Source organism: Acinetobacter sp. CIP 53.82, from assembly GCF_000369465.1.
GTDB lineage: Bacteria > Pseudomonadota > Gammaproteobacteria > Pseudomonadales > Moraxellaceae > Acinetobacter > Acinetobacter indicus.
Window position 1 is genome coordinate 1014514 of record NZ_KB850045.1, and the last position, 19114, is coordinate 1033627.

Sequence of the window (19114 nt, forward strand, 5' to 3'; positions counted from 1 at the left end):
TTTTTGCAGTCGACAGACTTAGTCGGCAGAAATATCTTCAAACAGCACTGAAGATAAATAGCGCTCGCCACCATCTGGCAAAATCACCACAATATTTTTACCGGCATTTTCCGGACGTGCAGCCAGCTGTGCCGCAGCCGCCATTGCGGCACCACTGGAAATTCCAACCAGAATGCCTTCCTGGGTTGCTGTCTTACGCGCAAAATCAATTGCTTCCTGGCTTGGAATGGCAATGACTTCATCAACCAGGTCTAAATCGAGGTTTTTAGGAATAAAGTTGGCGCCAATACCCTGAATTTTGTGTGGTGCCGGGCTAATCGCTTCACCACGTTTGGCCTGACCAATAATGGCCGATTCTGCCGGCTCAACCGCCACCGAATACAACGGCTGGTTCTGCACTTTTTCGAAATAACGCGAAATACCGGTAAGCGTACCGCCCGTGCCCACGCCGGCAACCAGAATATCGACCTGACCGCCTGTGGCTTGCCAGATTTCTACCCCGGTGGTTTTTTCATGGATGTCCGGGTTGGCCGGGTTTTCAAACTGCTGCGGCATGAAGTAGACATCCGGTTGCTCCGCCACCAAACGCTCGGCTTCTTCAATCGCGCCTTTCATGCCTTTGGCTGGTTCGGTCAATACCAGATTGGCGCCCAGCGCTTTTAATACTTTACGGCGTTCAATACTCATGCTGGCCGGCATGGTTAAAGTAATCGGATAACCTTTGGCTGCTGCTACAAAAGCCAGCGCAATACCGGTGTTGCCGCTGGTTGGCTCAACAATATGCATGCCAGCTTTAAGCGCGCCACGCTGTTCTGCATCGGCCACCATTGCCGCACCAATCCGGCACTTGACGGAAAATGCCGGATTACGGCTTTCCACTTTGGCAAATACATTGGCTCCCCCGCCAATGACACGATTAATGCGCACCAATGGCGTATTACCAATGGCTTCGGCATTGTTGGCATAAACCGCAATCCCCAAATTGTCAGGGGCGGTAAAAGCTGCATCTGTTGTCATCATGTTTTCCTTAAGTCTTTTTTCATTTACCTCGCCTTCTATCATACAGGCTTCTTTAAATTTTAAAATTCGATTTCTCTAAGATTGGTTACAATAAAAACTGAATAAGTTTCACACAAATACGGCCAGTTTTTCGTTAAATTAGGTGATCACTCCATGAAATCTATTCAGTCCAGCCTATAAATCGCTGTAAACTTAGTTCAATTTTGATCTTGACTGACAACCGTGTCAGCCCACCGGCCTCAGGTTCTACTGTAAAAACAGCCCATCCGGCCCATGAAAATATTTAGGGAATGCAATGTCTAACAAGAGTTACAGCCGACTTTATCGTAACCTGACGCAAAAAATTCTAGATAAGATTGTGACCCCGCAAGTCCTGGGCAGCACCAGCGAACTGGAACAGAATCTGGCGCAGAATCAGCTACATACCCGTATCTGCTATGTACTGCAAGACGCTTCTTTAAGTAATACCGTACTGATTGATAAAGAAGCGCAAGCACGTGGTCTGCCTTCGGTATTTTCACCGCTGATTTTAGGCCAGTACAATGAAGATAACTCGATGCTGGCACTGAATGAGCAGGATCAGCCACATGACAGCTATCATTATTCAGCCCGACTGATTCGTCTAATTGAGGCCTTGCAGCAGCATCCGGATCAGGATGTGCAGCTAGTGCCGGTAACTGTGCTCTGGGGGCGTGCGCCGGAATATGAAGATTCCTGGTTTAAAGCGCTGTTTGCCGATGCCTGGGCCAAACCGAACAAGCTGAAACAAACCCTGAATATTTCCTTATATGGCCGTGAAAACTATATTGAGTTTCACAAGCCGGTATCGTTAAGAGCTTTGCTGGAAACTGCGCAGACCGAACGCCCGAACTTTTCTCCGGCGCATTTTGTGGTGCAAACCCTGGACCAGAACTTTAACCAATATAAAGAAGCCATTTTAGGCCCTGACCTGTCCGACCGCCGCAACCTGATCAATAAACTAATGAAAACCGAGGCGGTGCAACAGGCGATTCGTAAAGAAAGTATTGATAAAAAAGTCAGCATGTTTGAGGCAGAAAACCGTGCCAAAAGCTATCTGACCGAAATTGTATCGGACTTTTCCTATTCGACTTTACGTTTTGCCGAGCTGGCACTGACCAAACTCTGGACCCAGCTCTATGACGGGATTGAAGTGCATCATTTCGATACCGTGCGTGAACTGGCCAAAGACTATGAAATTGTCTATACGCCGTGTCATCGCAGTCATATTGACTATCTGCTGCTGTCCTATGTAATTTTTAACCGTGGCCTGATGGTGCCGCATATTGCAGCCGGCATTAACCTGAATTTACCGGTGGTCGGGCAAATTTTACGTGGTGGCGGTGCCTATTTTATTCGCCGTACCTTTAGCGGTAATGCGCTGTATACCTCGGTATTTAAGGAATATCTGCACAGCCTGCTGTCACGCAATACCCCGCTGGAATATTTTATTGAAGGCGGCCGTTCCCGTACCGGCTTATTGCTGCCGCCGAAAAAAGGCATGCTGTCGATGACGGTACAAAGCCATTTACGCGGTGCCACCAAACCGATTGCCTTTATTCCAACCTATTTCGGCTATGAAAAGCTGATGGAAGGCACCTCTTATTTAAATGAGCTGAATGGCAAGCCCAAAGAAGCCGAATCGTTATGGGGCATTTTGAACTCGGCGCGGAAAATTGAAAAAGTATTTGGCCAGGTCTATGTCAACTTCGGCGAACCGGTGTTCCTGGACAATATTCTGCAACAGAATCAGGCCGATCAGATTCAGCTTTCAATTCATGATGAATTGCCACGTCCAGTCATCAACACGGTTGATCAGGCAGCACGGGAAATTCTGGAAAATATCAATAAAGCGGTGGTAATTAACCCGATTTCGCTGATTTCCACCATCTTGCTGAATGCACCGCAACATGCCTTAAGCCAGGATGATTTACTGCGCCAAATTGAACAATATCGTGAGCTGCTTAAAGCGACGCATTATGATGATCGGATGATTATCACCCAGCTGTCGGCACCGGAAATTATTGAATATGCATTGAAATTGAAACAGGTCGAGCATTATCAGCAGGATAACCAGACCTGGATTCGTGTGGCCGAGAGTCAGCGTATTTTACTCAGCTACTTTAGTAATAATATTCTGCACTGCTTAAGCTTACCGGCGCTGATTGCCCTGCTCGTGCAGGATATGCCGGCGATCACCACAGCGCAGCTTAAGCAGCACGTCAGCCGCTTATATCCATTCCTGAAATCGGAGCTGTTTTTAAAATGGTCGGCCACAGAACTTCCTGCGCAGATTGACCGTATTCTCAGCAGCATGCAGCAACTGGGCTGGATTGAGGTGTCGGAGAACATTCAGCTGCTTGAACTCCAAGCAACACATCCAATGCACAGTCTGGCAACGCTGGCACGCAGCAGCCTGAACAACTTTGTGCTGATTAGCCAGTTATTGCAGGAATATGCCGAGCCGTATCAGTTAGATTTAAAAGCGCTGGAAAAAATGGCCAAAACCGTATTTAAACGGCTGGCAGAGTCAGGCAATTTAAACAGCGGTTATTACTTCGACAGTGCCACGTTAAAGAGCTTTATGGGCAGTTTACAACAGCTTGGACTGCTGGAGATGCAAGGTCAGCAGTTACAACTGAAACCACAATTTGATACAGAAATATCAGATTATCTGGGCTGGTATGCCCCTGAGCTGCAACAGCAGATTGCAGATAAGCTGCTGTTCTCTGAGAAAGAAATCAAACAGTTTAAAGAGTATAGTAAAAAATAAAGTATCAGATTCTCAGATATTATTGTGATACTAATCACACGATCTTATCAGTTAATTTGATATATTTATTCACAAAAAACAATGGGGTTTTGGCGCTTTTATTCAGCGCTTTGCCCCGACTCGCTCTATACTAGCAGCAACGTGTTTTAGAGAAATTAACTATGAGTGATGGTCTTGAAATAGACGTAATGCGTGATTCTGCTGAAACTGTCGTAACGATTTTAAAATCGCTTGCCAATACCGACCGTCTATTGATTCTTTGCCATCTTTCCCAACAAGAGTTGAATGTATCGCAAATTGAGGAAATTACTCAAATTCGCCAGCCGACCCTGTCGCAACAGCTGATGATGTTGCGTAAAAGTGATGTGGTGAACACCCGCCGAGACGGTAAACAGATTTATTACACCATTAAAGATCCGAAACTGGTTGAAGTTCTCAGCACGCTCTATCGACTGTATTGCCCGGCTACCCCACTTTAATAAATTTTGCATAGGCAGATTTCTTAGCATTTTTTATGCATAATATATCTAAATTTATGATTTAGATTTTTATATGTTAGATTTTAAGTCACGCCTGCTCGATCGTTTACCCGCCTGGCAATGGTTAAAACATTATAATACCGTGACCCTGAAATCTGACCTGCTGGCCTCGCTAATTGTCATTGCGATGCTGGTGCCGCAAGGTATGGCTTATGCCATGCTGGCTGGTCTTCCACCGGTGATGGGACTGTATGCCAGTGTACTGCCGATGATCATCTATGCCTTTTTCGGCAGCAGTCCTACGCTTTCGATTGGCCCGGTGGCCATCATCTCCATGATGACTTTTGCCACTTTAAATCCCTTATTTGAAGTCGGCTCGCCAGTGTATATTCAGGCCGCCTGTCTGCTGGCGCTGATGGTTGGAGTCATTTCCCTTCTGCTCGGTATGCTACGCTTTGGCTTCCTGATCCAGCTGATCAGCCATCCAGTTATTAAAAGCTTTATTATTGCTTCGGCGCTGCTGATTGCACTGGGCCAGTTAAAGTTTCTGTTTAATGTGCCGCTACAAGCCAACAATATTCCGGAATTTGTGCTGAGTGTCTTTGAATATATCGGCCTGATGCATTGGGAAAGCCTGATCTTTGGTATCGCATCCATTCTGTTTTTGGTCTTCATGCCGAAGTTTTTTAATCTGGAAGCAGTCAAACAGCGCCTCGGGGCCAGCGGATTTATCATTAAATCTTTACCGCTGGTGCTGGTGGTGGTCTCCATTGCGCTGGTCTATTCTTTCAATCTGCAACAGGTCGGTATTAAAACCGTCGGTGAAATTCCTTCCGGTTTCCCGGCGCTGTCGATGCCGTTGTGGAATCTGGAGCTGGTACTGCAACTGTTACCCGGCGCCGCGATGATTGCCATGATCAGCTTTGTGGAGTCATTATCCATTGCCCAGGCCACCGCCTTGCAACAGCGGAGCCAGTTGAATAGCAATCAGGAACTCATTGCCCTGGGTGCAGCCAATATTGGGGCCGGCCTCAGTTCAGCCTTTCCGGTGACCGGCAGCCTCTCACGTACCGTGGTCAATGCTGATGCCGGTGCCAAAACCTCCATGGCTGGCGTGTTGTCATCTTTATTTATTGTGCTGGTCAGCCTGTATTTCACCGGCTTTTTCCGTGATCTGCCGCTGACTGTACTGGCGGCAACCATTATTGTGTCAATCTGGAAACTGGTCGAACTAAAACCGTTTATCGACACCTGGCGTTATTCCAAGGCCGATGGTCTGGCGATGTGGATTACCTTCTTCGGCGTATTATTTATTGATATTTCTACCGGGCTGATTATCGGGATTGTTTCAACCTTTATTCTGCTGCTGTGGCGTATTAGCCGGCCGCATATTGCCGAAATTGGACTGGTTGAAGGCACCCAACATTTCCGTAATATCCAGCGTCATCAGGTCATTACTTCAGCTAAAGTGCTGTCGATCCGGATTGATGAAAACCTGACCTTTTTAAATTCCAATACCTTAAAAGGTTTCCTGATTAATGCAGTCAGCCAGAAACCTGAACTGGAGCATGTGGTAATTAACGGCTCCAGTATTAGTGCCATTGATTTAAGTGCGCTGGAAATGCTGGAAGATCTGGACAATGAACTGAGAAAACTGAATATCCAGCTGCATTTTTCCGAGGTCAAAGGCCCGGTCATGGACAAACTGCAACGCTCTAAATTACTGAATCATTTAAGCGGTAAAATTTTTCTGACCCATTATCAGGCCATTCGTGAGCTGAGTCCGGACATCACCTAAAATGTCGATCCTGTCTGCTTTTCAGGCAATTATTCGCCCTAAAAAGCAGGCATAAGCATAAAAATATAAAAAAATCATGACTTTTGAACAGCTTAATTTTTCGAATATTCTATTTAAAAACAGCCATTTGATTTTTATATGATTTTTTTTTGTAAGCTATTTAAATTTTCGGTATAAAATACATCGCTAATTTTTCCCTATATTGTCCGTAATTCAGACAAGGCCTTCCTATGTTCTCAGCATTTCTGCGCTTGAGCTTAGTCACTCGAATTCTGATCGCTATCATTTTAGGCGTGATAGTTGCGGTGGCTTTTCCACAATTTGCGCCCTACTTAAGCCTGCTCGGCGATTTGTTCATTAAAGCGCTTAAATCCGTGGCACCGATTCTGGTGTTTGTCCTGGTGTTATCCTCTATTGCCAATTTCAAGGTTGGCCATAGTGCGCATATCCGCCCGATTATGGTGATGTATACCGCAGGTATGTTCTTGGCTGCCCTGGCTGCAGTAATTGCCAGCAGCCTGTTCCCAAGCACGCTGTTCCTGGATATTCCGGCCAATACCGACATGCAACCACCGGGCAGTCTGGCTGAGATTTTAAAGAATCTGCTATTAAGTTTTGTGGCTAACCCGGTAACAGCAATTAGTGAAGCCAACTTTATTGGTATTCTGGCCTGGGCTGTGGCTCTAGGTGTGGCCTTCCGTCATGCAACAGACAATACCAAAGCCTTCCTGACCGATGCTGCAGATGCTGTGAATAAAGTGATCCGTCTGGTCATTAACTTTGCGCCGTTTGGTATTTTCGGTCTGGTGGCGGTGACTTTTGCCGAATCGGGTATGAGTACGCTGGTTAGCTATGCACAATTATTAACTGTGCTGATTGGTACCATGATTTTTGTGGCGCTGGTGATTAACCCGATGATGGTGGGCTTTGTCACCCGTTCAAATCCGTATCCACTGGTATTCAAATGTTTACGTGAAAGTGGCATTACCGCCTTCTTTACCCGTAGCTCTGCCGCTAACATTCCGGTAAACCTGGATTTGGCCAAGCGTTTAGGGGTACAGGAATCAACTGCCAGTGTCGCCATTCCATTGGGTGCTGCGATTAACATGGCTGGTGCTTCTGTAACCATTACTGTGCTGTCACTGGCGGCGGTAAATACTTTAGGCATTCAGGTTGACTTTAGCACCATGCTGATTTTATCCGTGGTCGCAACAGTTTCGGCTTGTGGTTCATCAGGTGTGGCCGGCGGTTCATTGCTGCTGATTCCGGTAGCATGTGGCCTGTTCGGAATTTCATCGGACATCGCTATGCAAGTGGTGGCCATTGGTATGGTGATTAGCGTGTTGCAGGATTCAACTGAAACTGCACTAAACTCATCTACCGATGTATTATTTACTGCCGCAGTTGATCGTAGTTTGCGTTAATATATGCACTACGTCTGTTGATTAATCAATGAATTATGCCATTTCAAAAATTACCGCTCTGGGTTCAGCTGGGTGCATTTTTTCTTTCTGTGAATGCAGGAATCATTAATGTTCTAGGACTGGTGACTGTGTTGCACCAGTCCGTTTCCCACATGACCGGTAATGTCAGCATGCTGGCAATGGCACTTTTGGACTGGCAATGGTCACAGGTAATTTATCTGTTTCTGGTCGTTGTCTGTTATGTGATTGGTTCATTTTATAGTGGACTTATCTTGGGAAATAGCCACTTTCTCCTCGGACGCCGTTATGGGCTGCCGCTGAGTTTAGTGGCTATTTTTATTCTGCTGTGCTGGATTTTACTGCCGTATTTCCCGCGTTATGCATTGCTCTGGGCCTGTGTAGCGATGGGCGTTCAAAACGCCATGATCAGCTATTACAAAGGCACCATCATCCGGACCACGCATTTATCCGGGGTATTGACCGATTTGGGTCTGGCCTTGGGCTATCGCGTGCGTGGCCTGCATGTTGGCAAACGCCGGGTGATTTTGCACCTGCTGATTTTAATTGGCTTCTTTATTGGCGGTCTGGTTGCGACAGCGGTTTATCCTTTATTACAATTAAACTCTTTCCTGGTGCCGGTGGCTTTAAGCTTTAGCTTAAGTCTGGTGTACTGGGTGATTTATTTTCGTTATCGACATTTTCAGAAATAGTTCGGACATTTTCTCATGGTCAAAAATGCATTACAGGCACAGTTACTCAAAGCAGGTTTAGTCGATAATAAAAAGGCTAAAAAACTGTCTAAACAGGCCGTACATGAGCAGCGCACAGGTGTGAGTAAAGATGCTGAAGTAAAAGCCAAAATCGAGCAGGACAAACAGCAGAAAATGGCCCGTGATCAGGCGCTGGAACAAGAGAAAAAAGCCGCCTTGCAGGAAAAAGAGCTGAAAGCTGCCATCATGCAAATGATCAACCAGCATAAAATCCGCGACACCGATGGCGACAGCGTGTATCAGTTTATTGATGGCACCATTAAAAAAGTCTACATCAACCAGCAGATTTATAATGCACTGGTGGCCGGAAGTCTGGTGATTGCCAAGGAAAATGACGGTTATGCCTTCTTGCCAAAAGCGTTGGCAGAGCGTATTAACCAGAAAATGGAAGGCTTTATTCTGGTGAATAATTCACAAAGCAACGCAGATACCACCGATGAAGAAGATCCGTATGCAGCTTATGTCATTCCAGATGACCTGATGTGGTAAGCATTACAAAGGAAACCGGCTTAGGCCGGTTTTTTATGGGCCGTTTCATGTGATTCAGACACGATTGAACGTAAGCGGATGCACAGGATATGTATAAAAATTTTATTAGAGGTTATAAATTTAAATATAAACCTTTAAACTCTATCACATTTTTAAAATGAATTAAGCGAGGATCACTTGGAACAGTTTGACGTCATCCAGAATCTGCAAGACTGGATAGATCAATACCCATGGCTAGAAATGCTGTCATCTCTCAGTATTGTGATTTTATTGGCGATTATTGCCAATTTTATTGCCAAGCAAGTGGTGGTACGCGGCATTCGCAAGCTTATTTCCAAACTTCCTTTTGCCCACAACGAAATTATTGCCGAACACAGCGTTATCCGCCGTATTGCCAATATTGTGCCGGCGATTGTGATCATGAACGGGATTACCACCGTTCCGCATTTGTCCGATAAAGCCATCACCTTTGTGCAGATGGGCGCGCAGGCCTTTATCTTCCTGACCATTGCCCTAGCCATTGGCGAATTGCTGAATATCTTTAATCTGATTTACCAGCGTAATCCTAAGTCACGCAATAAACCGATTAAGGGCTATTTGCAGCTGGTCAAGCTGATTATCTTTATTGTCTGTGGTCTGATGATTCTGGGCACTTTCCTGAAAAAAGATGTATTCACCTTGCTGGCCGGTTTTGGTGCCATGGCTGCGGTGCTGATGCTGGTGTTCCAGAATACGATTTTATCGCTGGTGGCTTCGGTACAGATTGCCTCTTATGACATGGTGCGTTTAGGAGACTGGATTGAAATGCCGTCTTTAAATGCCGATGGTGATGTCATTGATATGTCATTACATACCGTCACGGTACAGAACTTTGACAAGACCATTACCACCATTCCGACCAATAAATTAATTACCGACACCTTTAAAAACTGGCGCGGTATGCAGGAAGCCGGTGCGCGCCGGATTAAACGTTCGATTCATATTGATCAGAGCAGCGTGCATTTCATGAGCGCTGAGGAACAGGCCAAGCTGAAAGAATTTATTTTGCTGGATCAGTATTTAAATACCAAGGCAGAAGAACTGGAAAAGTTTAACCAGCAACTGAACAACCATGCCCAGTACAATCATCGTCGTCTGACCAACTTGGGGACGTTCCGTGCCTATGTTGAGTTTTATCTTCAGCAGCATCCAGGGATTAGCAAAAACCAGTCCCTGATGGTGCGTCAGCTACAACCGACCAGCGAAGGTTTACCACTGGAGATTTATGCCTTTACCAACACCACGGTCTGGAAAGAGTATGAAAATATCCAGTCAGATATTATGGATCATTTACTGGCAATTATTCCGGAGTTTGGTTTACAGGTGTATCAGGCGCCATCTGGAACCGATTTTAAAGATTCGTTTAAAGCATCTTAAGTTTTTCGACTGAAACTAAACACATGAGAACCCACCGCTTGGTGGGTTTTCTTTTTCCTCTTCCCTATCAAATGTATCAGGCTCATTTCCCTGTTCTTTCTTACCTAAACACTGCCCGCTGATGTTTACAATGACATAGCATTGCAGCACGCTGTTTTTACGTATACTGAAATTAAGCTTATAAAAGAAAGAGGTACATCCTGCATGAAAATTAAAATGCAGTTGATCTTGGCCAGTGTTCTGCTTGCACTTTCAGCTCCTGCCTTTGCTGATGATGGCCAGAAAATTATTGCGCAAGCAGCAAAAAATATTATGACTACTGCGCAGGCACTGAAAGCCGCGGATAAAACACCGGTTACAGTGTATGGTACCATTCATGAACATCTTAAAGACGATATGTACCAGCTTCAGGATCAGACCGGCATTATCCATGTCGAAATTGATCATGATCTGGCGATACCGGCACAATTTCTGAATCCCGGGAAAAAAGTCCGGTTGATCGGTGAAGTGGATACACACCGTTATAAACCAACCGATATTGATGTGGTCGAGATTGAAATTCTGTAAGTTTCAGGCCAATATTTTCTGATCGAAGCTTGAAAAAAATATGAGGTTTCTTTATTTATCTGCCTGATTTTAAAGCAGCACTACCATGAAAAGTTTTACTTTTCTTTTAAACTGGGTATTCTTGGCAATATATCTGTTGTTTATCTCGCAAGTGGTAATCGTGATCAATCGTGCTTGGAACCGGCTTTGAATAGAACATGCTCTTTGTCTGTTCAAGCCGCATGGCCGATACCAATGATGATCATCAATCTGCTTGCTCAAAAGGACATTGTGTATGTTTAAGTGGTTCGAGAGCCTGGTTAATCCATACCCCACCAAAGGTTTAAATAAACCACTACCTACCCGTTTTTTTCCTTTTGTCTGGCAGGCCGCGCGCGGTGTTCGTCCGTACTTATTGCTATTGGTGCTGTGTACCGCAGGTGCGGCAAGTTTTGAAGCCCTGCTCTATGCCAAAATTGGCGAGCTGGTGAACTGGCTCAGTCAAAGTCAGCCAGATACCTTTCTGGCCGAACATCAAACCAATCTGACTATTCTGACTTTTATCCTGCTGGCCAATATTTTCTTTGCTAGTTTGCAATCCATTATCAAACATCAGATTTTATATAGTAATTTCCCGATGCGCCTGCGCTGGCGTTTTCACAACTTACTGCTGCGTCAAAGTCTGGATTTTTTCCATAATGATTTTGCCGGGCGGCTATCGGCCAAAGTCATGCAAACAGCGCTGGCGGTACGAGAATTCTGGATTATTCTGGGCGATATGCTGGCCTATGTGGTGATTTACTTTATTACCATCAGCGTGGTGTTAGGCGCCATTTCACCTATGCTGATTATCCCGTTGCTGGTATGGCTGGGCCTGTTTATTGCCGCAGCCAGTTATTTTATTCCACGTTTAAGCAGAATCTCCAATAGCCAGGCTGATGCCCGCGCCGTCATGACCGGCCGCGTGACCGATGCCTATACCAACATCCAGACCGTGAAACTGTTTGCCCATGCCGGCCGCGAAAGCCAGTATGCCAAAGAATCCATGCAGGAATTTATGGTCACGGTCTATAAGCAGATGCGTTTGGGCGCACAGTATGAAATCAGCATTAACCTGCTGACGGTTGTGCTGTATGTCGGTGTGCTGGGTACGGCGCTGTGGTTATGGATGAATGGCCAGGCAGAACTTGGCATTATTGCCGCCACCACCGCCATGATTCTCAAGCTGAACAGCATTGCTGAATTTATGATGTGGCAAACCTCGGCGCTGTTTGAAAATGTCGGTACCATTCAAGACGGGATGAAAACCCTCGGCCGCCCGATCACAATTGAAGATAAACCGGATGCCAAAACCTTGAATGTCGCGCAAGGTGAAATCAAATTTGAAAATGTCAGCTTTGCCTATAATGACAAAAACGTAATTGAGCAGTTTAACCTGACCATCCGTCCGGGTGAAAAAATCGGGATTGTCGGACGTTCCGGTGCCGGGAAATCGACCCTCATCCAGCTGTTACTGCATTTTTATCAGATTAATCAGGGCCGGATTCTGATTGATGGTCAGGATATTGTCGATGTCACCCAGGACAGCCTGCGTAAGAATATCGCGCTGGTAACACAGGACACGTCGCTGCTGCATCGTACCGTGGCTGAAAATATTAAATATGGCCGCCCTGATGCCAGCGATGAAGAGATGTATGCTGCAGTGGCCAAAGCCAAGGCTGAAGAATTTATTCCGCAGCTGACCGATTTACGTGGCAAACGCGGTTATGAAGCCTATGTGGGTGAACGCGGCGTGAAACTGTCGGGCGGACAACGTCAGCGGATTGCGATTGCCCGGGTATTCTTAAAAGATGCGCCCATTTTAATTCTGGATGAAGCCACCAGTGCGCTGGATTCTGAAGTTGAAGCCGCAATTCAGTCCAGTCTGGATGAACTGATGCAAGGTAAAACCGTTATTGCGATTGCTCACCGTTTATCGACCATTGCGCAGATGGATCGCCTGATTGTGCTGGATCAGGGTCAGATTGCCGAACAAGGCACGCATGATGAACTGGTGGCACTGAACGGAATTTACGCTCAGCTGTGGCAACGCCAAACTGGTGGCTTTCTGATTGAGCAACAACAATTAAAGCAAAAACAAGGAACCTGATATGTTGTATCTGGAAGATTTGAAGGTGGGTGATCATTTTGTTAGTCGTGACTACGAAATGACTTTAGAAGAAATTCAGCAGTTTGCCCACCTGTATGACCCACAAATTTTCCATACCGATGTGCAGCAAGCCGCGCAGCATCCGGTATTTCAAGGCATTGCCGCCAGTGGCTGGCATACTGCCGCGGTAACCATGCGTTTATGGACCGAATGTTTTCCGGTGGCACATGGCCTGATTGGTTCAGAATCCAGTCTGCGCTGGCCGCGTCCAACCCGTCCGGGCGACCTGATTCATGTTGATGTTGAAATTACCACCATCAGTCCATCAAAAACCAAGCTGGACCGTGGTCTGGTCAGTTATGTGACGCAGGCCTTAAACCAGCATGGTGAAGTTTTACTGATTTCGACCACCAAAATTGTGGTGTTCCGACGGGATGCGCAGGTGGCCTAAGCAGTCATTTTGTCAAACAAATTTTCTAGTTTTCCGGTTTTTTTCATGCCAATATAGGCAAGCAAATTTAAAAAATAATACTCATTAGTGCAATGGACCGTGCATGAAAACACTTTTACCGCGTCAGGATCAGGGTGTTCCTGGTGTTTATGGCTTACTTATTCTGGATGTTGTTTCCCGTTGGGGATATAACGCTGAAACCTTTTTTGCTCCCTTCCATCTGACCACTGAACAACTGGCCGATCCTGACTTTCGGATTCCGACCAGCATGGCCAATGACATGGTCAAACATGCGCTGTATCTCACCGGTGAATCGACGCTGGGCTATCATTTAGGCACGCAAATGCGCATCTCGATTCATGGTTTTATTGGCTACGCGATTATGACTGCCAATGATATTAGTGATGCTTTAATGCTGGCCAACCGTTTTATCCAGCTGCGGATGCCCTTTTTACAGCTGTTTTTCTCTACCTTTGGTGAAAAAGCCACCCTGCAACTGCAAGGTGAAATTGATCTGGAACCGCTCAGAACCGAAATTGCGATTGCACTGATTATTGGCATGATCACCATGGCCAAGGCCATTACCGGCATGGAGCATCTTTCTGGTGAAGTCGATTTTGATTTTCCAGAACCGCTGGGCTTTGAAAAATATGCGGCTAAATTCCCGAATCACAGTTTCCGCTTTGACCAGCCCTATCTGATCTTAAGTTTTGACAAGCAGTATTTGGGCCTGAAAATGATTCATGCCGATCCGATTGCCAGCCAGATTGCCATTAACCAGTGTGAAGCCGAACTTTCAGCCTTGGGCGAACGGCGCCGCCTGTCGATGCGCGTACGCGATATTCTGACCAATTCCGAGCAGCATTATTTAAGTATCGAGCATGTCGCCGACCAGCTGCATATGTCAGATCGTACCCTGAAACGCCAGTTGGCCGCCGAAGGTACCTCTTTTTCTACCCTGGTCGATGAAGTGCGTTACCGACATGCCACCTCGCTGCTGTCACGTACCGATTACACCCTGGAACAGATTGCCGATGAACTGGGTTATAGCGATGTCGCCAATTTTAGCCGCGCCTTTAAGCGCTGGAGTGGCCGCAGTCCAAGCAACTGGCGTAAAGATCCGTATTTATAAAACTTTTGTTTTTCTGCAAAAGCATGTATAAACATGCCAAAAATGATTTAAATAGTTAAGGAGTCATCATGAATCACCCTTCAGAACTGAAATATGCACGTACACACGAATGGGTACGCATTGAAGGTGATCTTGTTGTTACAGGTATTTCTGATCATGCTCAAGATGCACTGGGCGATCTGGTCTATGTCGAAGCACCTGAAGTGGGCCAGCAAGTGACCGCGGGTGAACAGGCCGGCGTGGTGGAATCTGTGAAAACTGCGTCTGACATTCACGCACCAGTATCCGGCACAGTGGTTGAAATTAACCCTGCGCTGGAAGATGACCCGGATTTTGTGAATGATGAGCCGTATGGCAAAGGCTGGATTTATAAAATCAAGCCAGACAACCTGGCCGATGTCGAAAAACTGCTTTCAAGCAGCGAATATGAAGCCGGCTTATAAAAAATAATCTTGCAAGAAGATCAGCCTACGGGCTGATTTTTTTAGCCTAAAAGCCAAATTAAGTGCAATAAATATCATATTGAGATAATTTAATTAATAAAATTTAATAAATACCATTAAAATAAACATAGATTATAGCAATACTATATTTTTACCATAAAGTAATTTAAGATAGGCCTTGTCTCTCCCATGTACCAATAGCGGCAGATCAGCACAACAACAAACGCCCTATTGATCCCAGCACAAAGGTTTAATATGTCAAACACCGCGTCACAGCCTTTATGGAACAAACCTTTTCTTCTGTGTTTTTCCAATAACCTGTTTCTGTTTATTTTCTATTTTGCCCAGACCACCATTTTGCCAATTTATATCCTGAATGAGCTGAACGGTTCACTGGCACAGGCCGGTCTGGCCATGACCCTGTTTATGGTGTCCTCTATTCTGGTGCGGCCATTTAGCGGGTTGATTATTGAAAAGCTGGGCCGTAAAAAGACCTTGTTCCTGTCCGAAAGCATGTTCTGCCTGCTGTCTTTTGCCTATATTTTTGCTGACAACCTGACCCTGCTGCTGATCATTCGTTTTATTCATGGTATCTGGTTCAGTATTTTAACCACCGTTACTGTGCCAATTGCCAATGACTTTATTCCGGAGCAACGTAAAGGCGAAGGCATGGGCTATTTTGTCATGTCGGTGAATTTAGGGATTATCCTCGGACCTTTGCTGGGTATTTCCTTAATCCAGACCTGGTCCTATAGCATTATCGCGACTGTGCTGGCGGTGATTATCAGCCTGGGCTTTGCCTTCTGTTTTATAATTCCGCTACGTGAGCCAGAAAAAAATGCGACTGCTGAAACTGTTCGCCGTAAGCTGTCGCTGCATGACTTTATGGAAAAAAAAGCCTTAACGGTTTCAGTGATGGCGATGCTGGTGGCCTTTTCCTATGCCAGCATCATGTCTTTTATTTCCACCTATGCCGAAGAAAAAGACCTGCTCAGTTATGCCAGCATGTTCTTTATTGTGTTTGCTATTTCCATGATGAGCCTGCGCCCGATTACCGGGAAAATTTATGACCGTTATGGTCCGCGCTATGTGATTTATCCTTCAATCTTAATGTTTGCCGCAGGTCTGGCATTGCTCAGCCAGATGCAGGGTGTGGTCAGTTTTATGGTCTCTGCGATCTTTATTGGGATGGGATTCGGCACCTTGCAACCATGTTTACAAACCTTGGCGATTCAGCGCGCGCCTAAATCGCGGATTGGCCATGCCACCTCAACTTTCTTCACCTGCTACGATATTGGGATTGCCCTCGGTTCGCTGCTGGTCGGCTTACTGATTAGCTGGCAAGGCTATAGCATCACCTATCTGGTCTGTGCTGGAGTGGTGTTGTCGAGTCTGGTCTTTTATAAGTTTGTGGTTAATCACCCAGCCACGGCCTAAATGTAAAAACGCCCGATTTGGGCGTTTTATTTTTTAAGTGATGCTAGATAAATTGCAGCTTAAGCACTCTGTTGAGGAGCAGCTTCCGTATCTTCATCTTCCGGTTTTGGCTCTTCCAGCATGCTAAAACTCATAGCTGCCGAAGCTTCGCTTGGCCGGTTACTTTTCAATTTAATCTGTAAGCGCAATTCATTCATCGAGTCGGCATTACGAATTGCTTCTTCATAGGAAATTGCACCTTCGTTATACAAATCAAATAGAGCCTGATCAAACGTCTGCATGCCCAGTTCACGCGATTTGCCCATAATCGACTTTAACTCATGGAACTGGCCTTTTAAAATCAGTTCAGAAATCAGCGGCGTATTCAGCATAATCTCGACTGCCGCACGGCGGCCTTTACTATCTTCGGTACGCACCAGACGCTGGGAAATAATGGCCTTCATATTGGACGACAGATCCATCAGCAACTGGTTACGGCGCTCTTCCGGGAAAAAGTTGATAATCCGGTCCAGCGTCTGGTTGGCGTTATTGGCATGCAAGGTGCCCAAACATAAATGCCCGGTTTCAGCAAAGGCAATCGCATGTTCCATGGTTTCGGTGTCGCGGATCTCGCCAATTAAAATCACATCCGGTGCCTGACGTAAGGTATTTTTCAGCGCATTGTGCCAGGAATGGCTGTCGACCCCGACTTCACGATGGGTAATCATCGACTTTTTATGCTTGTGCACATATTCCACCGGGTCTTCCACGGTAATAATATGCCCGGCTGAATTTTCATTACGATGATCAATCATCGCCGCCAAAGAGGTCGATTTACCTGAACCGGTTCCCCCCACCACCAGCACCAGACCGCGCTTTTCCATAATAATATGCTTCAGTGATTCCGGCAGTTTCAGCTGGCTAAAGTTTGGAATTTCCGCGCTAATGGTTCGAATCACCATCCCGACATGCAGCTGCTGTTGAAACACATTGACCCGAAAACGCGATACCTCCGGCACACTAATGGCAAAGTTGCATTCCAGATCAGTTTCAAACTCGCTACGCTGTTTTTCATTCATGAGGCTGTAGGCAAACAGCTTGGTTTTTTCTGCGGTCAGCGCCTGTTGTCCCAGCGCTTTCATCATGCCCTGATGTTTAATGCTCGGTGGAAAATCCGCGGTAATAAATAAATCTGATCCCCCAAATTCAACCACTTTGCTGAGCATATGAAACATAAACTTACGCGCATCTTCGAGTAATTCTGCACTGTACATCATCAATTATTCACTATCTGTTCTGTCATCATTTTTGACCCCAACGCGCCGGTATTCAACCGATTGGCAGCGCTGAGCATGTTGTCGATATTGCATCAATCATCCTGATTTCACAATCAATAAAAATTTCAACTTATTCAAAAAATTCAAGATAATCTGCCAATTTCATCAAACTTTTCTATTTTAATTTTAAGATGCTGATAAAAAATAAGCCCCTGAGGTTCAGGGGCTATTCATTCAATACAATTGCAGTTTAAGCACTACGTTTTAACGGTCGTAAGACCAGTTCTTGTGCGACCTGAAACAGTAACTGTTCAGTCTTGTTCCAGCCTAAACAGCCATCGGTCACGGACTGGCCATAGGTCATCTGATCCGAGATTTTCTGTTGTCCATCGACCAGATGACTTTCCAGCATGACACCGCGAACCTGAGTCTGTGCACGCTCTGCCACAATGGTTTTTAACACCTCTGGTTGTAATAACGGATTTTTACTGCTGTTGCCATGACTGCAATCAATCACCAGCGCTGGCATCTCGCCTTTGACTTTGGCTTTGATTTTTTCAATTTCAGCCAGCTGGTAGTTCGGGCCAGCATTGGCGCCACGTAAAATCAGATGTGCTTTCGGGTTTCCCTGTGATTCTAAAATACACGGTAAACCTTGCTGGCTCATGCCTAAGAACTGATGCGGATGTGAAGCCGATTGAATTGCGTCTAAAGCAATTTGTACCGAACCATCGGTACCATTTTTGAAGCCAATGCTGTACGGCATGTGGCTAGAAATTTCACGGTGAATCTGAGATTCACTGGTACGCGCGCCAATCGCACCCCAGGCCAGTAAATCGTCAAAGTAGGCCGTTGCCATCGGGCTTAGAATTTCCGAGGCAATAGGCAGCCCCATTTCAATAATTTGCAAGTACAGTTCACGTGACTTTTCCAGTCCCAATTGCATATTGGATGAACCGTTTAATTCTGGATCGTATAAGAAGCCTTTCCAGCCAACCGTGGTGCGCGGTTTTTCAATATAGGCACGCATTACCAGGAAAATCTGGTCTGCCACCTGGCTTTGCAGTTGTTGTAATTTTTGTGCGTATTCCAGTGCTGCCGCAGGATCATGGATGGAGCATGGGCCGGTAATCACCAGCAAACGTGAATCGGTACCGTTAAGAATATTCTGAATGGTTTGACGCTGCTCGGCAATTTGCTGTACCAACGCGCCAGAAAGCGGCAATTGCGCCTTGAGCTGATAAGGTAAGCTTAAAATTGTTTCTTTGGCTGAGGATTGTTGTAATGCAGTATTTAAAGCGTTCATTGATTCTTCCTTTGGACTGTGGTTTGACAGTCCGAACTTTTATTTGAGCGATATGGGTCTAATACAGGTCAGGTTGGTCATAGCTTGACTAAAGTAAAACCAATAAAAGTTGCTAAAGTATGAATAGTTAAATGTACGCATGAGAATCTCCAAAAGATTGATTAAATTCAAGATATAAAAAAACCTGATCAGGGTTGCCGATCAGGT

General features: G+C 45.7%; 16 protein-coding genes. 13 read left to right on the plus strand and 3 right to left on the minus strand.

Annotation, left to right across the window (positions count from 1 at the left end; genetic code table 11):
• Nucleotides 1–18 precede the first annotated feature (18 nt).
• Entirely contained in the window at nt 19–1017 is a 999-nt protein-coding gene (gene cysK, locus F905_RS05355) for a cysteine synthase A (protein ID WP_005178153.1), read from the minus strand.
• 298 nt (nt 1018–1315) lie between these two features.
• On the opposite strand from cysK, the gene plsB reads away from it, so the two are divergent.
• The 13 genes from plsB (at nt 1316) to F905_RS05420 (ending at nt 16345) form a co-directional block, all read left to right on the plus strand.
• On the plus strand, nt 1316–3811 hold the full coding sequence (gene plsB / locus F905_RS05360) for a glycerol-3-phosphate 1-O-acyltransferase PlsB (protein ID WP_005178156.1): 2496 nt from the start codon (nt 1316–1318) through the stop codon (nt 3809–3811).
• A gap of 161 nt (nt 3812–3972) precedes the next feature.
• Entirely contained in the window at nt 3973–4290 is a 318-nt protein-coding gene (locus F905_RS05365) for an ArsR/SmtB family transcription factor (RefSeq protein ID WP_005178157.1), read from the plus strand.
• 73 nt (nt 4291–4363) lie between these two features.
• A complete protein-coding gene (locus F905_RS05370) occupies nt 4364–6088 on the plus strand; it encodes a SulP family inorganic anion transporter (RefSeq protein WP_005178161.1) in 1725 nt (574 codons plus the stop codon).
• Between the two features lie 230 nt (nt 6089–6318).
• Nucleotides 6319–7512 carry a serine/threonine transporter SstT gene (sstT, locus tag F905_RS05375; RefSeq protein ID WP_005178165.1) on the plus strand — a complete coding sequence of 398 codons (1194 nt, stop codon included), beginning with the start codon at nt 6319–6321 and terminating at the stop codon, nt 7510–7512.
• Between the two features lie 35 nt (nt 7513–7547).
• A complete protein-coding gene (locus F905_RS05380) occupies nt 7548–8222 on the plus strand; it encodes a YoaK family protein (RefSeq protein WP_005178167.1) in 675 nt (224 codons plus the stop codon).
• A gap of 15 nt (nt 8223–8237) precedes the next feature.
• Nucleotides 8238–8771 carry a DUF2058 domain-containing protein gene (locus F905_RS05385; protein WP_005178168.1) on the plus strand — a complete coding sequence of 178 codons (534 nt, stop codon included), beginning with the start codon at nt 8238–8240 and terminating at the stop codon, nt 8769–8771.
• 177 nt (nt 8772–8948) lie between these two features.
• Nucleotides 8949–10187 carry a mechanosensitive ion channel family protein gene (locus F905_RS05390; RefSeq protein WP_005178169.1) on the plus strand — a complete coding sequence of 413 codons (1239 nt, stop codon included), beginning with the start codon at nt 8949–8951 and terminating at the stop codon, nt 10185–10187.
• A 204-nt stretch (nt 10188–10391) separates the two neighbouring features.
• On the plus strand, nt 10392–10754 hold the full coding sequence (locus tag F905_RS05395) for a NirD/YgiW/YdeI family stress tolerance protein (RefSeq protein WP_005178170.1): 363 nt from the start codon (nt 10392–10394) through the stop codon (nt 10752–10754).
• 274 nt (nt 10755–11028) lie between these two features.
• On the plus strand, nt 11029–12882 hold the full coding sequence (locus tag F905_RS05400) for an ABC transporter ATP-binding protein (protein ID WP_005178171.1): 1854 nt from the start codon (nt 11029–11031) through the stop codon (nt 12880–12882).
• Between the two features lies 1 nt (nt 12883).
• Complete coding sequence (locus F905_RS05405; protein WP_005178173.1) at nt 12884–13333, plus strand: MaoC family dehydratase; 450 nt, start codon at nt 12884–12886, stop codon at nt 13331–13333.
• 103 nt (nt 13334–13436) lie between these two features.
• On the plus strand, nt 13437–14465 hold the full coding sequence (locus tag F905_RS05410; RefSeq protein WP_005178175.1) for a helix-turn-helix transcriptional regulator: 1029 nt from the start codon (nt 13437–13439) through the stop codon (nt 14463–14465).
• A gap of 68 nt (nt 14466–14533) precedes the next feature.
• On the plus strand, nt 14534–14908 hold the full coding sequence (gcvH, locus tag F905_RS05415; RefSeq protein WP_005178176.1) for a glycine cleavage system protein GcvH: 375 nt from the start codon (nt 14534–14536) through the stop codon (nt 14906–14908).
• Nucleotides 14909–15163: 255 nt separating this feature from the next.
• Complete coding sequence (locus tag F905_RS05420) at nt 15164–16345, plus strand: MFS transporter (protein WP_005178181.1); 1182 nt, start codon at nt 15164–15166, stop codon at nt 16343–16345.
• A 59-nt stretch (nt 16346–16404) separates the two neighbouring features.
• On the opposite strand, the gene F905_RS05425 is transcribed toward F905_RS05420, so the two are convergent.
• Both F905_RS05425 and F905_RS05430 read right to left on the minus strand, forming a co-directional pair.
• Complete coding sequence (locus tag F905_RS05425; RefSeq protein ID WP_005178184.1) at nt 16405–17598, minus strand: PilT/PilU family type 4a pilus ATPase; 1194 nt, start codon at nt 17596–17598, stop codon at nt 16405–16407.
• Nucleotides 17599–17851: 253 nt separating this feature from the next.
• Nucleotides 17852–18907 carry a 3-deoxy-7-phosphoheptulonate synthase gene (locus F905_RS05430; RefSeq protein WP_005178187.1) on the minus strand — a complete coding sequence of 352 codons (1056 nt, stop codon included), beginning with the start codon at nt 18905–18907 and terminating at the stop codon, nt 17852–17854.
• Nucleotides 18908–19114 lie beyond the last annotated feature (207 nt).